General features: G+C 62.3%; 17 protein-coding genes and 2 tRNA genes. 6 read left to right on the plus strand and 13 right to left on the minus strand.

What is annotated here, in order from left to right; translation table 11 throughout:
* Positions 1 to 192: 192 nt before the first annotated feature.
* Positions 193 to 268, minus strand: a tRNA-Val gene (locus P775_RS11690).
* A gap of 54 nt (positions 269 to 322) precedes the next feature.
* Complete coding sequence (gene soxR, locus P775_RS11695; RefSeq protein ID WP_245875652.1) at positions 323 to 805, minus strand: redox-sensitive transcriptional activator SoxR; 483 nt, start codon at positions 803 to 805, stop codon at positions 323 to 325.
* Between the two features lie 69 nt (positions 806 to 874).
* Here soxR and P775_RS11700 point away from each other — a divergent pair, with 69 nt between their 5' ends.
* Positions 875 to 1090, plus strand: a complete 216-nt coding sequence (locus P775_RS11700; RefSeq protein ID WP_099911166.1) for a hypothetical protein — start codon at positions 875 to 877, stop codon at positions 1088 to 1090.
* A 71-nt stretch (positions 1091 to 1161) separates the two neighbouring features.
* Here P775_RS11700 and P775_RS11705 read toward each other — a convergent pair.
* From P775_RS11705 to P775_RS11725, 5 genes are all read right to left on the minus strand, one after another.
* Positions 1162 to 1236: transfer RNA gene (locus P775_RS11705), tRNA-Val, on the minus strand.
* Positions 1237 to 1451: 215 nt separating this feature from the next.
* Positions 1452 to 3860: an endopeptidase La gene (gene lon / locus P775_RS11710; RefSeq protein ID WP_099911167.1), complete on the minus strand. Its 2409-nt coding sequence runs from the start codon at positions 3858 to 3860 to the stop codon at positions 1452 to 1454.
* A gap of 332 nt (positions 3861 to 4192) precedes the next feature.
* A complete protein-coding gene (locus tag P775_RS11715) occupies positions 4193 to 5302 on the minus strand; it encodes an alkene reductase (protein ID WP_099911168.1) in 1110 nt (369 codons plus the stop codon).
* A gap of 183 nt (positions 5303 to 5485) precedes the next feature.
* On the minus strand, positions 5486 to 6610 hold the full coding sequence (tgt, locus tag P775_RS11720; RefSeq protein ID WP_099911169.1) for a tRNA guanosine(34) transglycosylase Tgt: 1125 nt from the start codon (positions 6608 to 6610) through the stop codon (positions 5486 to 5488).
* A gap of 205 nt (positions 6611 to 6815) precedes the next feature.
* Positions 6816 to 7400: an NADPH-dependent FMN reductase gene (locus P775_RS11725; RefSeq protein ID WP_099911170.1), complete on the minus strand. Its 585-nt coding sequence runs from the start codon at positions 7398 to 7400 to the stop codon at positions 6816 to 6818.
* A gap of 308 nt (positions 7401 to 7708) precedes the next feature.
* On the opposite strand from P775_RS11725, the gene rimK reads away from it, so the two are divergent.
* Positions 7709 to 9118 carry a 30S ribosomal protein S6--L-glutamate ligase gene (gene rimK, locus P775_RS11730; protein ID WP_099911211.1) on the plus strand — a complete coding sequence of 470 codons (1410 nt, stop codon included), beginning with the start codon at positions 7709 to 7711 and terminating at the stop codon, positions 9116 to 9118.
* Positions 9119 to 9355: 237 nt separating this feature from the next.
* Here rimK and ubiG read toward each other — a convergent pair whose 3' ends face one another.
* On the minus strand, positions 9356 to 10099 hold the full coding sequence (ubiG, locus tag P775_RS11735) for a bifunctional 2-polyprenyl-6-hydroxyphenol methylase/3-demethylubiquinol 3-O-methyltransferase UbiG (protein ID WP_099911171.1): 744 nt from the start codon (positions 10097 to 10099) through the stop codon (positions 9356 to 9358).
* A 215-nt stretch (positions 10100 to 10314) separates the two neighbouring features.
* Here ubiG and P775_RS11740 point away from each other — a divergent pair, with 215 nt between their 5' ends.
* The 4 genes from P775_RS11740 (at position 10315) to tpiA (ending at position 12612) form a co-directional block, all read left to right on the plus strand.
* Positions 10315 to 10677 carry an SUF system Fe-S cluster assembly protein gene (locus P775_RS11740; protein ID WP_099911172.1) on the plus strand — a complete coding sequence of 121 codons (363 nt, stop codon included), beginning with the start codon at positions 10315 to 10317 and terminating at the stop codon, positions 10675 to 10677.
* A gap of 33 nt (positions 10678 to 10710) precedes the next feature.
* On the plus strand, positions 10711 to 11271 hold the full coding sequence (locus P775_RS11745; protein ID WP_099911173.1) for a sugar O-acetyltransferase: 561 nt from the start codon (positions 10711 to 10713) through the stop codon (positions 11269 to 11271).
* A 27-nt stretch (positions 11272 to 11298) separates the two neighbouring features.
* Positions 11299 to 11685 (plus strand): HesB/IscA family protein, encoded by a 387-nt coding sequence (locus tag P775_RS11750; protein ID WP_099911174.1) that lies wholly within the window; start codon positions 11299 to 11301, stop codon positions 11683 to 11685.
* Between the two features lie 171 nt (positions 11686 to 11856).
* Complete coding sequence (gene tpiA, locus P775_RS11755) at positions 11857 to 12612, plus strand: triose-phosphate isomerase (protein WP_099911175.1); 756 nt, start codon at positions 11857 to 11859, stop codon at positions 12610 to 12612.
* 151 nt (positions 12613 to 12763) lie between these two features.
* Here tpiA and P775_RS11760 read toward each other — a convergent pair whose 3' ends face one another.
* The 5 genes from P775_RS11760 to P775_RS11780 all read right to left on the minus strand — a co-directional run bounded on the left by P775_RS11760 (position 12764) and on the right by P775_RS11780 (position 19400).
* Positions 12764 to 14191: a TRAP transporter large permease gene (locus P775_RS11760; RefSeq protein ID WP_099911176.1), complete on the minus strand. Its 1428-nt coding sequence runs from the start codon at positions 14189 to 14191 to the stop codon at positions 12764 to 12766.
* 4 nt (positions 14192 to 14195) lie between these two features.
* Positions 14196 to 14879, minus strand: a complete 684-nt coding sequence (locus P775_RS11765) for a TRAP transporter small permease (RefSeq protein ID WP_099911177.1) — start codon at positions 14877 to 14879, stop codon at positions 14196 to 14198.
* A 67-nt stretch (positions 14880 to 14946) separates the two neighbouring features.
* On the minus strand, positions 14947 to 15951 hold the full coding sequence (locus P775_RS11770; RefSeq protein ID WP_099911178.1) for a DctP family TRAP transporter solute-binding subunit: 1005 nt from the start codon (positions 15949 to 15951) through the stop codon (positions 14947 to 14949).
* Between the two features lie 418 nt (positions 15952 to 16369).
* Complete coding sequence (locus tag P775_RS11775) at positions 16370 to 17605, minus strand: sigma-54-dependent transcriptional regulator (RefSeq protein WP_099911179.1); 1236 nt, start codon at positions 17603 to 17605, stop codon at positions 16370 to 16372.
* A 61-nt stretch (positions 17606 to 17666) separates the two neighbouring features.
* Positions 17667 to 19400, minus strand: a complete 1734-nt coding sequence (locus P775_RS11780) for an ATP-binding protein (protein ID WP_099911180.1) — start codon at positions 19398 to 19400, stop codon at positions 17667 to 17669.
* Between the last annotated feature and the right edge of the window lie 34 nt (positions 19401 to 19434).

A 19434-nucleotide genomic window follows, 5' to 3' on the forward strand; every position in this document is an offset into this window, starting at 1 on the left:
GATATCGACGCGCTGCTGCCGTGGAATTACGCCAAATAGGTGGGAACGGCGCACCGCTTACAGTTGATGACGTAAAGGTCAAAGTAATCTGACGTCGCACACTATTGGCAGCAAAACCCGATCAAAGAATGACGCTTCAGGTTCAGTGAACCCAGGCGCACTTCGCAAATCTTAGCTAAGTCATTGATTTTATGGTGGGTGATGAGGGACTCGAACCCCCGACATCTTCGGTGTAAACGAAGCGCTCTACCAACTGAGCTAATCACCCGACTGCGCGGCTTTTAGAATGCCCTGAGGCAGAGATCAAGAGAGCTTTGACCACTCAGCCCGCAGAATCTTTGTCCGCTGCGCCCAGCCAGCGGCGCGGACCTGCCCCCTGCCGCGCCAGAGCATCGCCCGGGTTGTAAAGCGGGCAGTTTTCCAGCGACAGGCAGCCACAGCCCATGCAGTGATCCAGCTGACTGCGAAGCTTGTCCAGCAGCGCCATGCGGCGGTCGATCTCGTCGCGCCACAGGGCCGAGGCATCAGCCCAATCCGCCTTGCCCACCGCTGCGCCCTGCGGCACATGGTGGAGCACCTCGCGCACCTCTGCCAGCGGGATACCCAATGTCTGTGCGACGCGGATGACGGAAACACGCCGCAGTTCGCGCCGGTCATAGCGGCGATGGTTGGACGGGGTGCGCCAGCTGGTGATCAGCCCTTCGGATTCGTAATAATGCAGGGTCGAAACGGCAACACCGGCGCGTTTTGCCATCTCGCCAACGCTCAGATCGTTGGGCACGGTTTTTCTGGCAGGCTTGGACATAGGGCTTGACCTCAAGTTCACTTGAGGACCGAGGGTAGCGAAACAATCCGATTCCACAAGGAGAGTTTCATGTCTGTTCAAGACCTAGATCCGTTGTTCCCGCAGCGCCGCCGAGCGAGCCTCTGGCACCGTCTGACGGGCTGGGCGCGCAGGCGCCGCGACTGTGCGCGGCTGGAGCAGCTGCGCCGCAGTCCACATCTGGCAGAGGACATCGGCCTGCTGCCCCTGCCCCAACGCCCGGCGTCGCATTTGCGGCTGGAGCAGGAGCGGCGCAGCCTGTGGTAGCGCACAGGCCAGACAGCAAACGCCAGAAACAGGAAAAGCGCGCCGGGTCTGGCGCGCTTTTCACAAAATTCTGGTGGGTGATAAGGGATTTGAACCCCTGACATCTTCGATGTGAACGAAGCGCTCTACCACTGAGCTAATCACCCGGTGGGCTTGGACATACCGCTCTGGGCGCAGCTGTGCAAGTGGGGAGTTGGTGATTTTACCCGCAGGATCGTCGCAGACCTGAAAGGGACCCGCGCGCCACGGCGGCCCATCGCGCGTGGCCTTGTCGGGGCCCCCCCGCGCCTGCGTGCGGGGACAGATGCAAACGCAAAAGGGCGCCCCGATGGGGCGCCCTTTTCAGTCATGTATCGCAGGCTTAGTGTGCTACGGCGCTTGAACCTGACGACTGGCTTTTGGCCAAGGCCTGGGCCGCAGCCTCTTCAGCCTCTTCATCCCACTCGATCGGTTCCGGCGCGCGGATCAGCGCCAGCTTCAGCACTTCGGAGACGTGTTCCACGGGGATGATCTCAAGCCCGTTCTTCACGTTGTCCGGCAGCTCGGTCAGGTCCTTTTCGTTCTCTTTCGGGATGAGAACGGTTTTGACCCCGCCGCGCAGTGCCGCGAGCAGCTTTTCCTTCAGCCCGCCGATGGGCATCGCATTGCCACGCAGCGACACCTCGCCCGTCATGGCGATGTCCTTGCGCACCGGGATACCTGTCAGCACAGACACGATGGAGGTCACCATCGCAAGGCCGGCGGAGGGGCCATCCTTGGGCGTTGCGCCGTCGGGTACGTGCACGTGGATATCCCACTTTTCGAACCGCGGCGGTTTGACCCCGATCTGCGGGCTGATGGAGCGGACATAGGACGAGGCAGCTTCGATGGATTCCTTCATCACATCCCCGAGTTTCCCCGTCGTTTTCATACGGCCCTTGCCCGGAAGGCGCAGCGCCTCGATCTGGAGCAGATCGCCCCCGACAGAGGTCCAGGCCAGGCCGGTCACCACACCAATCTGGTGTTCATCCTCAGTCAGACCATAGCGGTGCTTGCGCACGCCAAGGTAGTCCGGCAGGTTTTTCGCATCCACGACAACCGTCTTTTCGGTGCCTCGCACGATCTTGGTCACGGCCTTGCGTGCCAGCTTGGCCAGTTCGCGTTCAAGGTTCCGCACGCCGGCTTCGCGGGTGTAGTATCGCACGATGTCGGTCAGCGCCTCATCCGTGACCTCGAACTCGCCCTTTTTCAGACCGTGGTTCTTGATCTGCTTGGCGATCAGGTGACGCTTTGCGATCTCGGTCTTTTCGTCCTCGGTGTAGCCGGACAGCGGAATGATCTCCATCCGGTCCAGAAGCGGCCCCGGCATATTGTAGGAGTTTGCCGTGGTCAGGAACATCACGTTGGAGAGGTCATATTCCACCTCAAGGTAGTGGTCCGCAAAGGTTGCGTTCTGTTCCGGATCCAGCACCTCGAGCATTGCGGAGGCTGGGTCGCCCCGGAAATCCTGGCCCATTTTGTCGATTTCATCAAGCAAAATCAATGGGTTGGTTGTCTTCGCCTTTTTCAGCGCCTGAATGATCTTGCCCGGCATGGAGCCGATATAAGTCCGCCGGTGGCCGCGGATTTCGGATTCGTCCCGCACGCCGCCCAGAGAGATACGGATGAATTCGCGTCCTGTGGCCTTGGCGACGGATTTGCCCAATGATGTCTTGCCGACGCCCGGAGGGCCGACGAGGCACATGATCGGGCCTTTGAGTTTCTTGGAGCGCTGCTGCACCGCAAGATATTCAACGATCCGCTCTTTCACCTTGTCGAGCGAATAGTGATCGTCATCCAGCACCTTCTGCGCCAGACCAAGATCCTTTTTCACACGGCTTTTCACGCCCCACGGGATGGACAGCATCCAATCGAGGTAGTTGCGCACGACGGTCGCTTCGGCCGACATGGGCGACATGTTCTTGAGCTTCTTGATCTCGGCATCAGCCTTTTCACGGGCCTCTTTGCTCAGCTTGGTTTCCGAGATGCGTTTTTCCAGTTCGGCGACCTCGTTCTGGCCGTCCTCACCATCGCCCAGCTCCTTCTGAATGGCCTTCATCTGCTCATTCAAGTAATATTCGCGCTGGGTGCGCTCCATCTGGGATTTGACCCGGGTCTTGATCTTTTTCTCGACCTGAAGGACGGACATTTCGCCCTGCATCAGGCCATAGACCTTTTCAAGCCGGTCAGAGATAGCAAGCGTTTCCAGAAGCTCCTGCTTCTGAGCCACTTCGATGCCAAGGTGACCCGACACGAGATCAGCGAGTTTTGCCGCCTCGGTGGTTTCCGAAACGGTGCTCAGCGCCTCGTCGGGAATGTTTTTCTTGATCTTGGCATAGCGTTCGAATTCATCACCGACGGTGCGCACTAGCGCCTCGATCGCGGTGGCGTCGCCCTGCATTTCGGTCAGGTACTCGGCTTTTGCCTCAAAGAAATCGGGGTTGTCGAGGTATTCGGTGATACGCACACGTGCCTGACCTTCGACCAGCACCTTGACGGTGCCATCGGGCAGTTTCAGCAGTTGCAGCACATTTGCCAGCACGCCAGCCTTGTAGATCCCGTCGCTGGTGGGATCATCCACCGCCGGGTCGATCTGGGAGGACAGCAGGATCTGCTTGTCGTCCGACATCACCTCTTCCAGTGCCCGCACGGATTTCTCGCGGCCCACAAAGAGCGGCACGATCATGTGTGGGAACACGACGATGTCGCGCAGCGGCAGCACAGGATAAGATGTATTGAGAGGCTTTTTCATGCTCAATCCTTATTCTTGGCAAGATGGCACCGGCCCCGCTTTGCGGCAGCCCCGGCCATCTCCGGTCATAGAGGGTAAAGATGGGGTGTTTTACCCGGTTTTCAAGCGCTTCAAATGCGCCCCGTCTTTACGATCTGTTCGGGGTAACATGCCCGCCGCGTGTGGCAAGAGCAAGGCCCAGCTGGGTCTTGCCTGTGGCGAAGCGGAAAATCAGGGCAATCTTTTAAGTAACGTGTGCCGATGACCAACACAAAGCTGCGCTGGCTGTGGAGGATATCCGTCCGGGATGTGCTGCATGCCGGGGCGTTTGTCCGGCATGCAACAGAAAAGCGTCAGCCCGCTTTCTTGGCCTGTTCTTCGGTAAGGAAGGGGTAATCGGTGTACCCTTTTGCCCCGCCGCCGTAGAAAGTGGCTTTGTCCGGCGCGTTCAGCGGCGCGTTCATTTCAAGCCGCTGGGCAAGATCGGGGTTGGCGATATAGGGCACGCCAAAGGCCACCAGATCGGCGTGACCTTCGTCGACGGCCTTGATGGCCATGTCGCGATCATAGCCGTTGTTGCCCATCCAGGCGCCGCCGAAGGTCTTTTTCAGCTCGTCCATGTTGGTCTCGTTCGGCCATTCGCGCGGGCCGCCGGTCTGGCCTTCGATCATGTGCAGATAGGCGAGGTTATATTTCGCGAGTTTTTCGATCACGAATTCCGCCAGTTTCGCGGGATCGCTGTCGGTCGCGCCATTGGCACCCGAGAACGGGCTGAGGCGGATGCCGACGCGGCCCGGCTCCCAAACCTGCAGCAGGGCATCCAGCGCCTCGAACGTCAGCTTGGTGCGGTTTTCCAGCGATCCGCCATAGGCATCGTCACGCTTGTTAGGGCCGTCCTTCATGAACTGGTCCAGCAGATAGCCATTTGCCGCGTGCAGTTCGATGCCGTCGAAACCGGCCTTCTTGGCGTTCTCTGCCGCATGGCGGTAATCTGCGAGGATACGTGGGATTTCAGACAGTTCCAGCGCGCGGGGCTCTGACGTCTCGACCATCTGCGTGCCGTCAAAGGTCGGTGCACCCGAAGCGATGGCTGAGGGTGCCACCGGCTTTTTGCCATCTTCCTGCAGAGAAGTGTGCGAGACGCGGCCCACGTGCCAGAGTTGCATCACGATCTTGCCACCGGCGGCATGGACGGAATCTGTCACGCGCTTCCAACCCTCGACCTGAGCGTCGGAATAGATGCCGGGGGTCCAGGCGTAGCCCTTGCCCTCGGGCGTGATCTGGGTCGCTTCGGTGATGATGAGGCCAGCACCGGCGCGCTGGGTGTAGTATTCGACATGCAGGTCATAGGGGGTGTCATCTTCGGGCTTGGCCCGGTTGCGCGTCAGCGGCGCCATGACGATACGGTTCTTGAGGTCGATCTTGCCCGCGGTGAAGGGCGTGAATAGGGCATGCTCGGTCATCAGATAATCCTTTTGGTAGAGCCTGAAAGTTGCGGCTTCTTTAACTTAACGCGCAACGGCGGAGGCTGGGTCCCTGCTGTTCTGTTCAGCAGGGCACAGCGTCTGTGCTGAAGGGTCAATTGGGTATGAGCCTGAGCGCAGACAAGGCCCCGGGTAGGATCGCACCATCGGATTGTTAACGGATCAGAGCGGGTCTATGTCGCCCTCGGCGCGCTGTGCGTGGAACTCTGTCTCGAAGGCGGCAAAGGTGCCTGTGCTGATCGCGTCGCGCATGCCCTGCATAAGTTCCTGATAGTAATGCAGATTGTGCCAGGTCAGCAGCATACCGGAAATCATTTCCTGCGCGCGGAAAACGTGGTGCAGATAGGCGCGGGAATAGTTGCGGCAGGTGGGACAGGTGCAATGTTCGTCCAGCGGGCGCGGATCGTCCTGATGGCGGGCGTTCTTCATGTTGAGCTGGCCGCGCCGGGTCCAGGCCTGCGCTGTGCGCCCCGAGCGGGACGGCAAAACGCAATCCATCATGTCGATACCGCGCTTGACGGCACCGACGATATCGTCGGGCTTGCCCACGCCCATGAGGTAACGCGGCTTGTCCTTGGGCAGCATGTCTGTTGCGAAATCAAGGGTTTGCAGCATCATCTCCTGCCCCTCGCCCACGGCCAGACCGCCCACGGCATAGCCATCGAATCCGATGTTTTTCAGCGCCTCGGCGCTTTCTTCGCGCTGGTCGGCAAAGACGCTGCCCTGCTGGATGCCGAACAGCATGTGGCCGGGACGGTCGCCAAAGGCATCGCGCGAGCGCTGCGCCCAGCGCATGGAAAGGCGCATGCTTTCAAGGGCTTGCTCTTGGGTACACGGATATGGCGTGCATTCGTCAAAGGACATGACGATGTCGGAACCCAAAAGGCGCTGAATCTCCATCGAGCGTTCTGGCGTGATCTCGTGTTTTGAGCCGTCGATATGGCTTTTGAAGGTCACGCCGCGTTCGGTCAACTTGCGCAGGGCGGCCAGCGACATGACCTGAAACCCACCGGAATCGGTGAGGATCGGGCGATCCCAGTTCATGAATTTATGCAATCCCCCCAAACGGTTGACCCGTTCTGCCGTGGGGCGCAGCATCAGATGATAGGTGTTGCCCAGCAGGATGTCGGCGCCGGTTGCGCGGACAGATTCGGGCATCATCGCCTTGACCGTGGCGGCGGTGCCAACGGGCATGAAGGCGGGTGTGCGGATGTCGCCACGCGGGGTCGAGATGACGCCGGTGCGGGCCATGCCATCACTGGCAGCGAGGGTGAATGAGGTGCTCATGGGAGCCTGCTTTACGCCGCCCAAAGGGCCTGCACAAGGCATATGGAAGGCGTATGGAAACCGTATGGTTTGCGTATGGCTGGCAGTATGGCGGTTAAGGGACGGCAGATGCAGGCGTCGCGTTGCGGCCACATTAGGGAAAGACAAACCCCGGCCACCTGATCCGGTGCCGGGGTCTGCTGCGCGCTTGGTCTTGGTTTTACGATCAGCCGCGCGCGGCCTTGGTGGCATTTGCCCACCACACCATGTCGTCCAGCAGGTTGGTGGCCGAGGCCATCAGGTGGTCCTCGATGCTTTCGATCGGACCATTGGCGCCCAGCGGATGCACGGCCATGAAATCGCCGCCCGCGATATGCACCGCGCCATGCACCGGCACCATGTCCAGTTCCACCGCGATGTTGCGCAGATGTTCGACCGCGCGTGCGGCCCCGACACCGCCGTAGCCGATGGCCCCCATCGGTTTGCGGTTCCATTCGGTATAGGCCTGATCGAGGGCGTTTTTCAGCGCGCCGGTGATCGAGTGATTGTATTCGGCGGTGACGAAGATGTAGCCATCAAATTCGGCGATCTTCTTTTGCCAGGCGATGGCCTTGGGGTCGCTGGAGGGCATCCATTTGTTCGAGGCGGGTTCGTCAAACAGCGGCAGGTCGAAATCACGCAGATCGACCAGTTCAACCTCCATGTCTGTACGGGCCTTGGCCTGTTTCAGCATCCATTGGGCAGGCTTGTCGGCGAAACGCGTGGCGCGGGTCGAACCGATGATGAGGGCGATTTTGGGTGTGTCGGACATAAACTCTCTCCTGAGATTAGTGAAAGCGACTTGCAGCTTAGCTAGGCGCTATCCTGTCCCTAAACAATCTCTGTAAAAGCACGGTTTCTGTGCGCAAAAGACCAGCAGCCCCCGAAGCGCACCATGCTTGCCGGATCATGCCGCGGATCTTGGTCTGAACACACATCAACGGCAGGCTTCACTTGGGCGGCACCAGCCCCCGCGCCCAAACTGTAACATAAAGGTCATATCCGCCCGCTAGGCACGGCTTGCGGTGTGTCGCCCTGCTTGCTAGGGCTGAGCACCCCTTAGGAGCCACAGGCGTGATCATGACCGACGATATCCCCGCGACCCCAGACCTGATCCGTTTCGGATGGGAGGAATGGGTCGCGCTGCCGGACCTTGGCCTGCCTGCCCTGCGGGCAAAGGTCGATACCGGGGCCAAGACCAGCGCGCTGCATGCCTTTGACATCGAAACCTTCGGATCCGTCAGCGCGCCGCGCGTGCGCTTTACCATCCATCCGATTCCGGGGCGTGAGGATCTGGTGATTGCCTGTTCCGCCGCGATCATCGACCGGCGGTCCGTGATTTCATCCAATGGCGAGAGCGAGAGCCGCTATGTCATCGGATCGACCCTGCGGGTGGGCGGTGAGGTCTGGCCGATCGAGATCACGCTGACCAACCGCGACCGGATGAATTCCCGGATGCTGCTGGGACGTGAGGCGTTGAAAGATCACATTACCATCGTTGCGACCGACCGGTTCTGCCAGCCCGAGCTGAGCTATGATGTCTACTCCTCGCTTGAGGTGCGCCGCTCTGCCCCGCCCCGGGCGCTGCGGGTGGCGGTGCTGAGCCGCGAGAACAATTATTCCACCCGCCGTCTGGTCGAGGAAGGCGAGGCGCGCGGTCATACGGTCGAGGTCATCGACACCACGCGCTGCTACATGGCGATCAATGCCATGGCGCCCGAGGTGCATTATGATGGCAAGCGGCTGCCGCGTTACGATGCGGTGATCCCGCGAATCGGGGCGTCGGTCACATCCTATGGCACGGCGGTGATCCGGCAGTTTGAAACCATCGGGACGTTCTGTGTGAACGGGTCCGAAGGAATCACCGCGTCGCGCGACAAGCTGCATGCGCATCAGCTGATGGCGCAACACCGGATCGGGATGCCGAACACGGCCTTTGCCTCCTCGCCCAAGGATACGGATTCGCTGATGCGACTGGTGGGCACCGCGCCGCTGATCGTGAAACTGCTGGAATCAACCCAAGGCAAGGGTGTGGTGCTGGCCGAGACCAAGAAGGCCGCACAATCGGTGATCGACGCGTTTCGCGGGTTGCGGGCGAATTTCCTGGTGCAGGATTTCGTCAAGGAAGCGGCGGGCGAGGATGTGCGCTGTCTGGTGGTCGGCGGCAAGGTGGTGGCGGCGATGAAACGCACCGGGGCGGATGGGGATTTCCGGTCCAACCTGCATCAGGGCGGCACGGCCAAGGTGGTGCGGATCACCCGCGAAGAGCGCGATGTGGCGATCCGTGCGGCGCGGGCGTTCAAGCTGAACCTTGCCGGGGTGGATCTGCTGCGCTCTGAGACCGGGCCCAAGGTGCTGGAGGTCAATTCCAGCCCCGGTTTCGAGGGGATCGAGGCGGCGTCCAGGAAGAACATCGCCGGGATGCTGTATGATCATATCGAGGAGCGGGTACGCCCTGCCCCAGTCCGGAAGCGCAAGCTGGCGGAGTGAGGTCTTGCCCCGGAGGCGGGAGGCTTGAGAGGCACCTGCGGTACATCTTGTCAGGTGTTGCCCCTTTGGGGCAAACGAGAGGCGCTGCCTCTCGTGCTCTCCGGGATATTTATGGGCAGATGAAGGGGTTGGGGGGCGTGCGTCCCGGATTTGAGATGACATACGGCGCCTGCGTTTCGCCTTGACGGCTGGGCAGACGGGGCGCGAACACGCGGTCCGGGTTTGAGGCGGGGCGCCTCAGAGGCCTGAACCCGGTGCGGTCGGCGGGGGTTTGGCGGCTTTGCGGGCCGTGCCCATGTAGATCACCGTGCGCAGGGGCAGCGGGCCAAAGGTGAGGTCGCCGCGCCGGTTCAGGCCACGGGGGCCGAGGCCGGTTGTGGGGCCGGGTGTGAGGCCCGCCGTGAGGAGTGCGGCGCGCAGCTCTGCCGGGGTGATGAACAGCGCCGGATCATGGGTGCCGCGCGGCAGCAGGCGCAGCACATCCTCGGCCAGGGTGATGGTCGCGAGACGGGCAAGCGGGTTGCGGTTGATCGTGTCGAACAGGAACAGCCCGCCGGGTTTGAGCACGCGCGTGACCTCTGCCAGCACCTGCGCGAGATCCTGCACATGTTCGAGCACATCGACGCAGACCACACGGTCAAAGCACGCGCCTGGATAGGGCAGATCCTCGCCCACACCGGTGTCGTAGCGGATGCTCAGCCCCTCGGATGCGGCATGGCTGCGGGCGGCGGCGATGGCGTCGGTGGCGGGATCAATACCGGTGACGCTGGCACCGCGTCTGGCGAGCGCCTCGGCCATGAAGCCGCCGGCACAGCCGAGATCCAGCACGCTGCGGCCCGGCCAGTCGGTCTGCTGATCGAACCATTTCATCCGTCCGGGCACCATGTTGCGCAGGGTGCGGACCCAGCGGATGTCATCGGACCACCATCGGGCGGCGACATCGTCGTAGATCTTGAGGTCATTGCGGGGTGCGGCGGACATGGCGGGCTTTCTGTGGCGGATATTTCTGTCGCGGATCTTGCGGATCTTCTTGCGGATCTTTCTGTGGCAAAGGCGGCGGCTGGACAGGAGGTAAGGCGATTGCGGGCCCTGTCCAGAAACGGCGATCAGAAGGTGGCGCGACCCACACGCGACCCTTTACGACAGGCAGGCCATTCCCTATATGATTGGTCAGGTAAGACTTGGAAGGACCGTCCATGACCGACGCAAGCCCAAAGCTTGAAGGCACGCCCCTGATCCCGCCATCGAGCACTGATCATCCGCTGTATGATCAGGTGGTCGAGGCCTGTCGTGGTGTCTATGACCCGGAAATTCCGGTCAACATCTATGATCTGGGGCTGATCTATACGATCGACATTTCCCCGGAAAACGCGGTGAACGTGACGATGACCCTGACTGCCCCCGGCTGTCCTGTGGCAGGCGAAATGCCGGGCTGGGTCGCCGAGGCGATCGAGCCGCTGGCTGGGGTCAAGCAGGTGGATGTGGACATGGTGTTCGAGCCGCCCTGGGGGATGGACATGATGTCGGATGAGGCGCGGCTTGAGCTGGGGTTCATGTAATCCGCCGTCGCCGTAAGCAGAGCGCCTGACGCGATGGCCAGCGAAAAGCAGAAGATGATCGCCGGCGATCTGTATCGGGCCGGTGATCCAGAACTGGTGGCCGAGCGCAAGCGCGCGCAGGCGCTGATGCGCGCCTATAATCAGACGATCTATGGCGACGAGGACCGCGCGCCCCTGCTGGCCCAGCTGTTCGGGCGGGCCGAGGGTGTCGCGGTGCGCGCGCCGGTCTATGTGGATTACGGCTATAACATCAGCCTTGGGCGGGATGTGTTCGTGAATTACGGCTGCGTGCTGCTGGATGTCTGCGCGATCAGCATCGGCGACAACACGGCCATTGGCCCCTATGTGCAGATCCTGACGGCGGATCACCCGCGCGATGGGGCGAGCCGGGATGCCGGGCTGGAGTTTGGCCGCCCCATCACCATCGGGCGCAATGTCTGGATCGGGGGCGGTGCGATCCTGCTGCCCGGGGTCACCATTGGCGATGATGCGATCATCGGCGCTGGCAGCGTCGTGACTCGCGATGTCGCTGCGGGCATCACTGTCGCGGGCAGCCCGGCCCGCCCCCTTGTTTCCGGGCCCTCTTCGCCTTAGGTTACAGGCAACACAGGAGTTACGCGCATGTTCGGCATTCCCGGAAAATCCCCGATCACCATGACCCCCGCCGCGATCACCCAGATCAGTCGGCTGATGGCACGCGACCAGCGCGCCGGTCTGCGGATCGGCGTGAAGAAGGGCGGCTGTGCGGGCATGGAATACACCATGGAATACGTGGACATCGCTGACCCCCATGACGAGGTGGTGGAACAGGACGGTGCCTGCGTGATGATCGCGCCGATGGCGCAGATGTTCCTGTTCGGCACCAAGATCGACTACGAGACCTCGCTGCTGGAATCCGGGTTCAAGTTCATCAACCCGAACGTGGTGGATGCCTGCGGTTGCGGCGAATCGATCAAGTTCAAGGATGCGTCCGAGCTTGAATCAGAACAGGCGAACGGCAAGGCCTGAACAGGTCTGCTTTTGGCTGGCTCTGACGCCCAAGGTCCCTGCCCTGTGTGGCAGGGCCTGTGTCGCCCTTTTCCCGAATGGGACATTTGGCGGATCGACATGGGGTCAGAGAGAATATCCCGGTGCTTTGCGCCGGGCTTTTGATATTGAAACAACTGAAAAGGAGCGCGTATGCGACGCAAACTGGCGGCTGGCAACTGGAAGATGAACGGCACACAGGTGTCCCTGGCGGAACTGGCAGCGATGCAGGGGATGTCCAAGGGCAATGTTGAACCGCTGATCTGCCCCCCCGCCACACTGATCTACGCTGCGGCAGGCCTAAAGACCGGTGTGACCATCGGCGCACAGGATTGCCATGCGGGCGAGAACGGCGCGCATACGGGCGATCTGTCGGCGATGATGCTGGCGGATGCCGGTGCGGCCTATGTGATCACCGGCCATTCCGAACGCCGTCAGGACCATGGCGAGACGGACGGCGATGTGTTGGCCAAGACCGAGGCGGCCTGGGCTGCCGGGCTCAAGGTGATCCTGTGCATCGGTGAGAGCGAGGCGCAGCGCGAGGATGGCAGCACGCTTGAGGTATTGGCCACACAGCTGAAGGGGTCTGTGCCCGAGGGCGCGACGGGGTCCAATCTGGTTATCGCTTATGAGCCGATCTGGGCCATTGGCACGGGCAAGGTTCCGACCGTGCAGCAGATCACCGAAGTGCACCGTTTCCTGCGCACCGAGATTGCCAGCCGCTTTGGCGACGATATCGCCGGTGCGATGCGTCTGCTTTATGGCGGCAGTGTCAAGGCATCGAACGCGGCCGAGATCTTTGCGGTCGAGGATGTGGATGGTGCGCTGGTTGGCGGCGCAAGCCTGAAGGCCACGGATTTCATGCCGATCGTTTCGGCGCTGAACGCGTCGCCCACGGCGCAGTCCTGATGTACGGGGGCGGTTAGCGTCCCATAGACAGACACGTAAACGACGCCCCCGAAACGGGGCGTCGTTTTTTTGTGCTCAGGTGCCTGCAGACAAAAAAGGTGCCCGCGCAGAACGCGGGCACCGGTACGAGATAAGAACCTATGAAACGGGCTCAGTTGGTCATGATTTCCGGGCCCATGATCGCGTTGGGCAGGAAGGTCGAGATGATCGGGATGTAGGTGATCATGATCAGGAAGACGAAGAGCACGGCCAGGAAGGGCAGTGCCGCCTTGACGACCCGCATGATCGGCATGCCCGCAACACCGGAGGTGACAAAGAGGTTCAGACCGACCGGGGGTGTGATCATCCCGATTTCCATGTTCACCACCATGATGATGCCCAGATGGATCGGGTCGATGCCCAGCTGAATGGCAATCGGGAACACCAGCGGTGCGACGATCACGATCAGGCCCGAGGGTTCCATGAACTGTCCACCGATCAGCAGGATCACATTGACGATCACCAGGAACATCACCGGACCGAAGCCCGCGCTGAGCATTGAATTGGCGATGCTTTGCGGGATCTGTTCATCGGTCAGCACGTGTTTGAGCAGCAGCGCGTTGGCGATGATGAACATCAGCGTGATGGTCAGCCTGGCACCTTCGAACAGGGTGGCCTGCGTGTCCTTGTGAAAGAAGGCGGTGATGATCGCCAGCGGCTTGCGGTAGAGCGGGATCGGGCGACCGCCCTCTTTTGTGGCCGCGAGGGGCCCCATGTCGCGGTAGATGAAGCTGGCCACGAAGAAGGCGTAGACAGCGGCCACAGCTGCGGCTTCGGTCGGGGTAAAGGCGCCGCCCTTCCAGTAGACGAAGCTGCCGCCGTCGAACCGGATCCAGGGGTGGCCGTAGATGCCGCCCATGATGATCACGATCAGCAGCAGGCCCCAGATGGCATCGCGGAAAGAGGCATAGACCTCGCCCCAGCCGAGCCATTCGCCCTTGGGCATGTTCTTGATCCGGGCGATGACATAGATCGTCACCATCAGCATCACACCGGCCAGCAGGCCCGGAAAGACCCCCGCAAGGAACATCCGGCCCACGGAGACGTCGGTGGCCGAGGCATAGACCACCATCACGATGGAGGGCGGAATGAGGATGCCGAGCGTGCCGGCGTTACAGATCACGCCGGCGGCGAAATCCTTGGTATAGCCGACCTTACGCATCGCCGCGATGACGATGGAGCCGATGGCCACCACGGTGGCCGGGCTGGACCCCGAGAGGGCCGCGAACATCATGCAGGCGAGAACACCGGCGATGGCAAGACCGCCCTGAAGGTGACCAACGCAGGCGATGGCAAAGCGGATGATCCGTTTGGCCACGCCCCCGGTGGACATGAAGCTGGAGGCCAGCACGAAGAACGGGATCGCAAGCAGCGTGTAATGCCCGGCCATGGCGAGATACAGCGACTGTGCAACCGAAGCGAGGGAGGTTTCGGAAAAGGCCAGCTGAAAGAAGATCGATGCAAAGCCAAGCGCCACGGCGATGGGAACACCGATCAGCAACAGGCCGACGATCATGACAAAAAGAAGGAGGACTTCCATGGGCTCAGTCTCCGCGGTTCATGGCTGCGACGTCCTCGATGGCGTCTTCGGCTTCGTGGCTGACAATCAGGCTTTCGTCCTGGTCTTTCCAGACGCGCAAAACGGCCTGGCAGATGCGGAACAGGATCAGCGCAGCGGCGATCGGCAGGATGGTATAGGGGATGACACGGGGCATTTTCGAATAATGTTCGCCGTAGTTGATCCAGTCTTCGAGGAAACGCAGCCAATCGGGCATCGGGATCTGGTCGGTCTCAAAGAAGGACCGCCCGCGCGATGTGGTGTCCAGACCCGTTGGGAACCAGTGCCCTGTGGTCGGCGGAAGATCAGCAAACGGCGCCCACTGGTCCCAGGCGCCCTTGCAGATCAGCAGCGCATAGACGATGCACACGCCGCCAGAGATCAGCGCCAGCACCTTGCGCGGCTTGCGGGGCAGCATGTTGGTGATCGCATCGACCCCAAGATGGGCTGTCACCTTGAAGGCATAGGACACCCCGAAAAGCACCAGCCAGGTGAAGAGCACCAGCACCACCTCAAGGCTCCAGATCAGGGAGCTGTTGAAGACATAACGCAGGATCACGTTGACGAAGGTCAGCATCGTCATCAGACCCAGCATGACGGCGATGGCCGTCTCCTCGAACCCGTGCACGGCCCGGCCTATCGGCCCTTTGGGCGTGTATTTGCCACTCATGGTGTTTCTCCCCCGGCAGAAAACAGGCGGCCCGGTTGATCCGGGCCGCCTTGTGAAGATCCGCGCCTTAGTTCTGCGCGTTGAACTCTTGTGCGGCGGCGATGTTTTCAGCGCCGACTTCTTCCTCGAACTGCGACCAGACGGGTTTCATCACATCAACCCAGTCCTGACGCTGTGCGTCTGTCAGTTCGCGGATCTCGCCGCCTGCATCCTGAATCGCCTGACGCGCCTCAAGATCGACCTTGCCGACATCGGCGTTCCGTTCGGTGGTGACTTCGTCGAGGATGGTCAGGAACTGGTCGCGGGTGTCCGCATCCAGGCTGTCGAGCCAGTCGACCGAAGCCACAACCAAATAGTCGAGCACGCCGTGATTGGTTTCGGTGATGCCGTCCTGCACTTCAAAGAACTTCTGGCCATAGATGTTGGACCATGTGTTTTCCTGCCCGTCGACAACGCCGGTCTGCAGCGCGCCATAGACTTCGGAAAACGCCATCGGCTGCGGCGAGGCCCCCAGCGCGTTCATCTGTGCGACCAGCACGTCAGACGGCTGCACGCGGAACTTGAGGCCATTGGCATCGGCGGGTTCGATGAGCGGCTTGTTGGCGCTGAACTGCTTCATGCCATTGTGCCAGAAGCCCAGACCCTGCAGGCCGCGGCGCTGCATCATGTCCAGCATTTCCTGACCGGTGTCAGAGGCCTGAAAGGCGTCGACCGCATCAATGTTCTTGAACATGAAGGGAAGGTCGAACAGGCGGTAGGCTTTGGTGATGGATTCAAACAGCGACAGCGACGGGGCGGCCAACTGAACGTCGCCGCGCAGCATCGCCTCGATCACCTGTTCGTCGGTGTAGAGCGTGGAGTTCGGGAACACCTCCATGCAGGCCTTGCCGTTCATCTCGTCATTGACGCGCTGCTGCAGCAGGCTGGCGGCGATGCCCTTGGGGTGCTTGTCGGTGTTGGTGACGTGGCTGAACTTGATGACCATTTCGCCGTCTTCGCAGGATGCGGCGGCAGATTGGGCGGTGGCGCCCAGCGCCATCACGGCGGCGGCGGTCATGAGAAACTTATTCATCTTGGTCCTCCCGGAACATTTTGATTTTATGATGCCCAGACACCGCTCCCAAGGCGCCCGGATGCGCATAGAAGACTGTGCGCGGCCCCACAGGGCAAGACTTTGTGTGGCAGCGCCCCTTGTTGTCTGAATATACGTGTTGTTTCAATGTATTGCGCGAGTAACTGGCCCGGTACCACCTTTGCCCCTCGCAGCGTTGTGCGGATTTCCGCACAACCGTTAGCGCAAATCGTGCGGAAATCCGCACAGCATGACTCGTGCAGGAGCGGCGCGTGAGCGGTTCGGCGCTGAGCGTATTGCGCAGGATCAGGGACGGTCAGCAGAGGCCGTTTCACGCAACAGGTGCCCAGGGCGTTTCGCTTCAAACCCGGATCGGGGTTCCGATGGTCAAAGAGTTGTGCCTTGACGCCGAAACGCGTTAGCGGAAGGCCTCGGGCTTCAGCGCGTATTTCGCCAGCTTGTCGTAGAAGGTCTTGCGCGGCAGGCGCAGCGCTTCGGCGGCGGCGCTGGCCTGACCTTCGGCGCGGCGCAGCGCCTCGATCAGCAGGGATCGTTCCACCTGTGCCAGCTGTTCCACCAGCCCCAGCCCGGCATCCGACCGCTCGGCCTCTTGCAGGCCAAGGGCAAAGCGCATGGCTGCGGACATCAGCGCGCGGGCATTGCCGGGCCAGTCCTGTGCCATCAGACCAGCCACCACCTCTGGCGTGATTTCAGGCGGGCGCAGACCGGCCTGTTCGCTGGCCTGTGCGACGTAGTGGCGAAACAGCACCGGGATATCCTCGGGGCGTTCGGACAGCGAGGGGATGTGCACCGACATCACCTGCAGGCGGTAGTAGAGTTCGGCACTCAGCTGCCCCGCCTCGACCAGACCGCCCAGATCCTGCGTGCTGCCCGCGATCAGACGCGCACCGCCGCCCCCAAGCGAGCGTTCGATCGCATCGACCAGAGCCAGCTGCGTGTCCATGGGCAGGGCGCCGATGTCGTCCAGAAACAGCGTGCCGGGACCGCAGGCCTGCCAGATCTCGGCCAGAGTTTCACGCCCCATCCCGGCGGAGGCGCGTTTTTCGAACGGCCCCTTGGCGCGGGGCGAGCAGAGGTGCACCACCTCGGCGATCTTGGAAATCCCGGTGCCGGGTGCCCCGGTGACCAGCACCTCTGTGCCCGACCGTGCGGCGGCGCGCACGGTGCTGCGCAAGCCCTCGGCCAGTGCGGAATTGCCGAACACCAGCCGCGCGGCAGCGTCGCCGGTTTCCAGCTGCACCTTGAGGCGGCGGTTTTCCAGCACCAGCGCGCGCGTGCGCAGGGCGCGTTCGATCACCGCCGTCAGATCTCCCGGCGCGCAGGGTTTTTCAAGGAAATCAAAGGCGCCTGCCGCCATGGCGCGCACGGCCATCGGAATGTCACCCTCGCCCGTCAGCAGGATCACTGGCAGATCGGGGTCCGCCGCGCGGGCGAAATCAAGCAGGTGAAAGCCATCCCGCCCCGGCATGCGCAGATCCGACACCACCACCCCTGCAAAAGACGGCGTGATGTGATCCTTGGCCTCGATGAACGAGGCAGCCGTGATCGCCTGCATCTCGGCCAGCTCCAGCGTCTGGCTCAGCGCATCACGCACCGCCGCATCGTCATCCACCAGAAGCACACGCCGGATCATTGCAGACCTCCTGCGGGATGGCGGGTGGGGCGATGGGCGCCAGCCCGAGCGTCATTCGTCATCATGCGGCGGCCTCCTCAACCCAGGCATCCAGTTCGACCGTGAACATCGCACCGCCCCCGGGGGCATTTGCGCCGCGAATGGTGCCGCCAAAGCTTTGCACCAGACCATAGCTGATCGACAGGCCCAGCCCCATGCCGTCACCGCCCCCCACCGCCTTGGTGGTGTAGAACGGGTCAAAGATCCGCTCCGGCTCTTCAATCCCCGGGCCGGTGTCGCGCACCGTCACCCGCAGCGGCACCGCGTCCACGATCCCGATCTCCAGCCGCCGCAGCGCCGCCCCCTCCATCGCATCCGCCGCATTGGTGATCAGGTTGACAAAGACCTGCCCCAGACGCACCTCGCCGCCGCGCACCCAGACCGGCGCGGGCGGGCGGGTCCAGAGCAGAACCACCCGCGCCTGTTCGCGCCGCGTCTCGGTCAGCTCGACCGCCGATTGCAGCACCGCACACAGATCGACCCGCGTCATCGGCGCGCTTTCCTGCCGGGCAAAGGCGCGCAGGTTGCCGATGATGCGTGCCATGCGCTGCGCCATGTCGGAAATCCGCCCCAGCGCCTCACCCGCCTTTTCCGGGCGCTGGCGGTCCAGAAAGGCCACGCCGTTTTCGGCGTAGGACCGGATCGCCATCAGCGGCTGGTTCAGCTCGTGGCTGATGCCGGCCGACATCTGACCCAGGGCGCTCAGCTTGCCCGCCTGCACCAGTTCGGCCTGGGCACGGCGCAGCGCCTCTTCGGCCTCTTCGCGGTCCAGCACCTCGCGGCGCAAGGCGGTGTTCGTCTCGGACAGGGCGCGGGTGCGGGTCATCACGCGGTCCTCAAGCACCGCATTGGCCAGCGCCAGCGTGCGGCGGCGTTCGGTGGCAAGGAACAGCAGCGCACCCAGAAACAGGCAGACCGCCGCCACCACCGCCGCCTGCAATGTGGCCAGACGGCGCGCCGGTGTCTCGTCGATCAAGGCCACGCCCTCCATGCTGATCACCGGCAGCGGCGTGGTCAGATGCAGCGCGCGTTTGGGCACATAAGGACTCCAGTCCTGCTGCCAGAGTTCATGCCCCCCGACATATTTCACCGCAACCTCATAGCGCACCCCCATGGGTGACATCACGGCGTTTGGCCCCACGCGTTTCCAGAACAGCAGCTCCGAGCGGTTGGTGATAAACACGCGGTCCGCCGCATCGGTGAAATAGACCGTGGGCAGGGTGCCGCGCCAGTCCTGTTCCAGCTCGACCGCGTCGACCACCGCCACCAGCACGCCGCGCACGCGGCCATCGGGGCCAAAATCCGGCGCGGCGAACGAGATGATGCGCTGGCCGTTCCACACGCCCAGCGACACCCCCAGCGCGCCTTGCAATGCGCGGCGGAAATGCGGCGTTTGTGCCAGATCCTGCGGGATGTTTGCGTTGGACGCGGCCAGCTCGTTGCCACGCACGTCCGCATAAAGCGCGATCAGCGTCCCGGTCTTATCCGCAGCGGCCAGCAGGATATCCCCCGCCTCTGCCCGGTTGCCGCCGGTGTGCAGGGCGGCGAGTGTCGGATGCTGTGCCATGAGCACGGCAAATTCGCGGTAGCGCTGCAGTTGCGTCACCAGCCGGTCGGCGGCGAGTTCGAGGTCCGAGCGCCCGCGCGCCGCCACCTGCCCCAGCGCCTGCACATAGCCATAGGCCCAGACCCCCGCCGACAGCACCGTGACGGCGGCAAGGTACAGGGCGATCAGCGCAGAGCGCGAGGTGAGCATGAGACGCATGCCCTTGCATAGCAAAACCCCACTT

Origin of the sequence: Puniceibacterium antarcticum (assembly GCF_002760615.1) — a bacterium.
GTDB classification, from domain to species: Bacteria; Pseudomonadota; Alphaproteobacteria; order Rhodobacterales; family Rhodobacteraceae; genus Puniceibacterium; species Puniceibacterium antarcticum.

Excerpts from the sequence above, each read along its gene's own strand:
- soxR (WP_245875652.1), bottom strand. The coding sequence starts at position 805 with ATGTCCAAGCCTGCCAGAAAAACCGTGCCCAACGATCTGAGCGTTGGC.
- P775_RS11700 (WP_099911166.1), top strand. The coding sequence starts at position 875 with ATGTCTGTTCAAGACCTAGATCCGTTGTTCCCGCAGCGCCGCCGAGCG.
- lon (WP_099911167.1), bottom strand. The coding sequence starts at position 3,860 with ATGAAAAAGCCTCTCAATACATCTTATCCTGTGCTGCCGCTGCGCGAC.
- P775_RS11715 (WP_099911168.1), bottom strand. The coding sequence starts at position 5,302 with ATGACCGAGCATGCCCTATTCACGCCCTTCACCGCGGGCAAGATCGAC.
- tgt (WP_099911169.1), bottom strand. The coding sequence starts at position 6,610 with ATGAGCACCTCATTCACCCTCGCTGCCAGTGATGGCATGGCCCGCACC.
- P775_RS11725 (WP_099911170.1), bottom strand. The coding sequence starts at position 7,400 with ATGTCCGACACACCCAAAATCGCCCTCATCATCGGTTCGACCCGCGCC.
- rimK (WP_099911211.1), top strand. The coding sequence starts at position 7,709 with ATGACCGACGATATCCCCGCGACCCCAGACCTGATCCGTTTCGGATGG.
- ubiG (WP_099911171.1), bottom strand. The coding sequence starts at position 10,099 with ATGTCCGCCGCACCCCGCAATGACCTCAAGATCTACGACGATGTCGCC.
- P775_RS11740 (WP_099911172.1), top strand. The coding sequence starts at position 10,315 with ATGACCGACGCAAGCCCAAAGCTTGAAGGCACGCCCCTGATCCCGCCA.
- P775_RS11745 (WP_099911173.1), top strand. The coding sequence starts at position 10,711 with ATGGCCAGCGAAAAGCAGAAGATGATCGCCGGCGATCTGTATCGGGCC.
- P775_RS11750 (WP_099911174.1), top strand. The coding sequence starts at position 11,299 with ATGTTCGGCATTCCCGGAAAATCCCCGATCACCATGACCCCCGCCGCG.
- tpiA (WP_099911175.1), top strand. The coding sequence starts at position 11,857 with ATGCGACGCAAACTGGCGGCTGGCAACTGGAAGATGAACGGCACACAG.
- P775_RS11760 (WP_099911176.1), bottom strand. The coding sequence starts at position 14,191 with ATGGAAGTCCTCCTTCTTTTTGTCATGATCGTCGGCCTGTTGCTGATC.
- P775_RS11765 (WP_099911177.1), bottom strand. The coding sequence starts at position 14,879 with ATGAGTGGCAAATACACGCCCAAAGGGCCGATAGGCCGGGCCGTGCAC.
- P775_RS11770 (WP_099911178.1), bottom strand. The coding sequence starts at position 15,951 with ATGAATAAGTTTCTCATGACCGCCGCCGCCGTGATGGCGCTGGGCGCC.
- P775_RS11775 (WP_099911179.1), bottom strand. The coding sequence starts at position 17,605 with ATGATCCGGCGTGTGCTTCTGGTGGATGACGATGCGGCGGTGCGTGAT.
- P775_RS11780 (WP_099911180.1), bottom strand. The coding sequence starts at position 19,400 with ATGCTCACCTCGCGCTCTGCGCTGATCGCCCTGTACCTTGCCGCCGTC.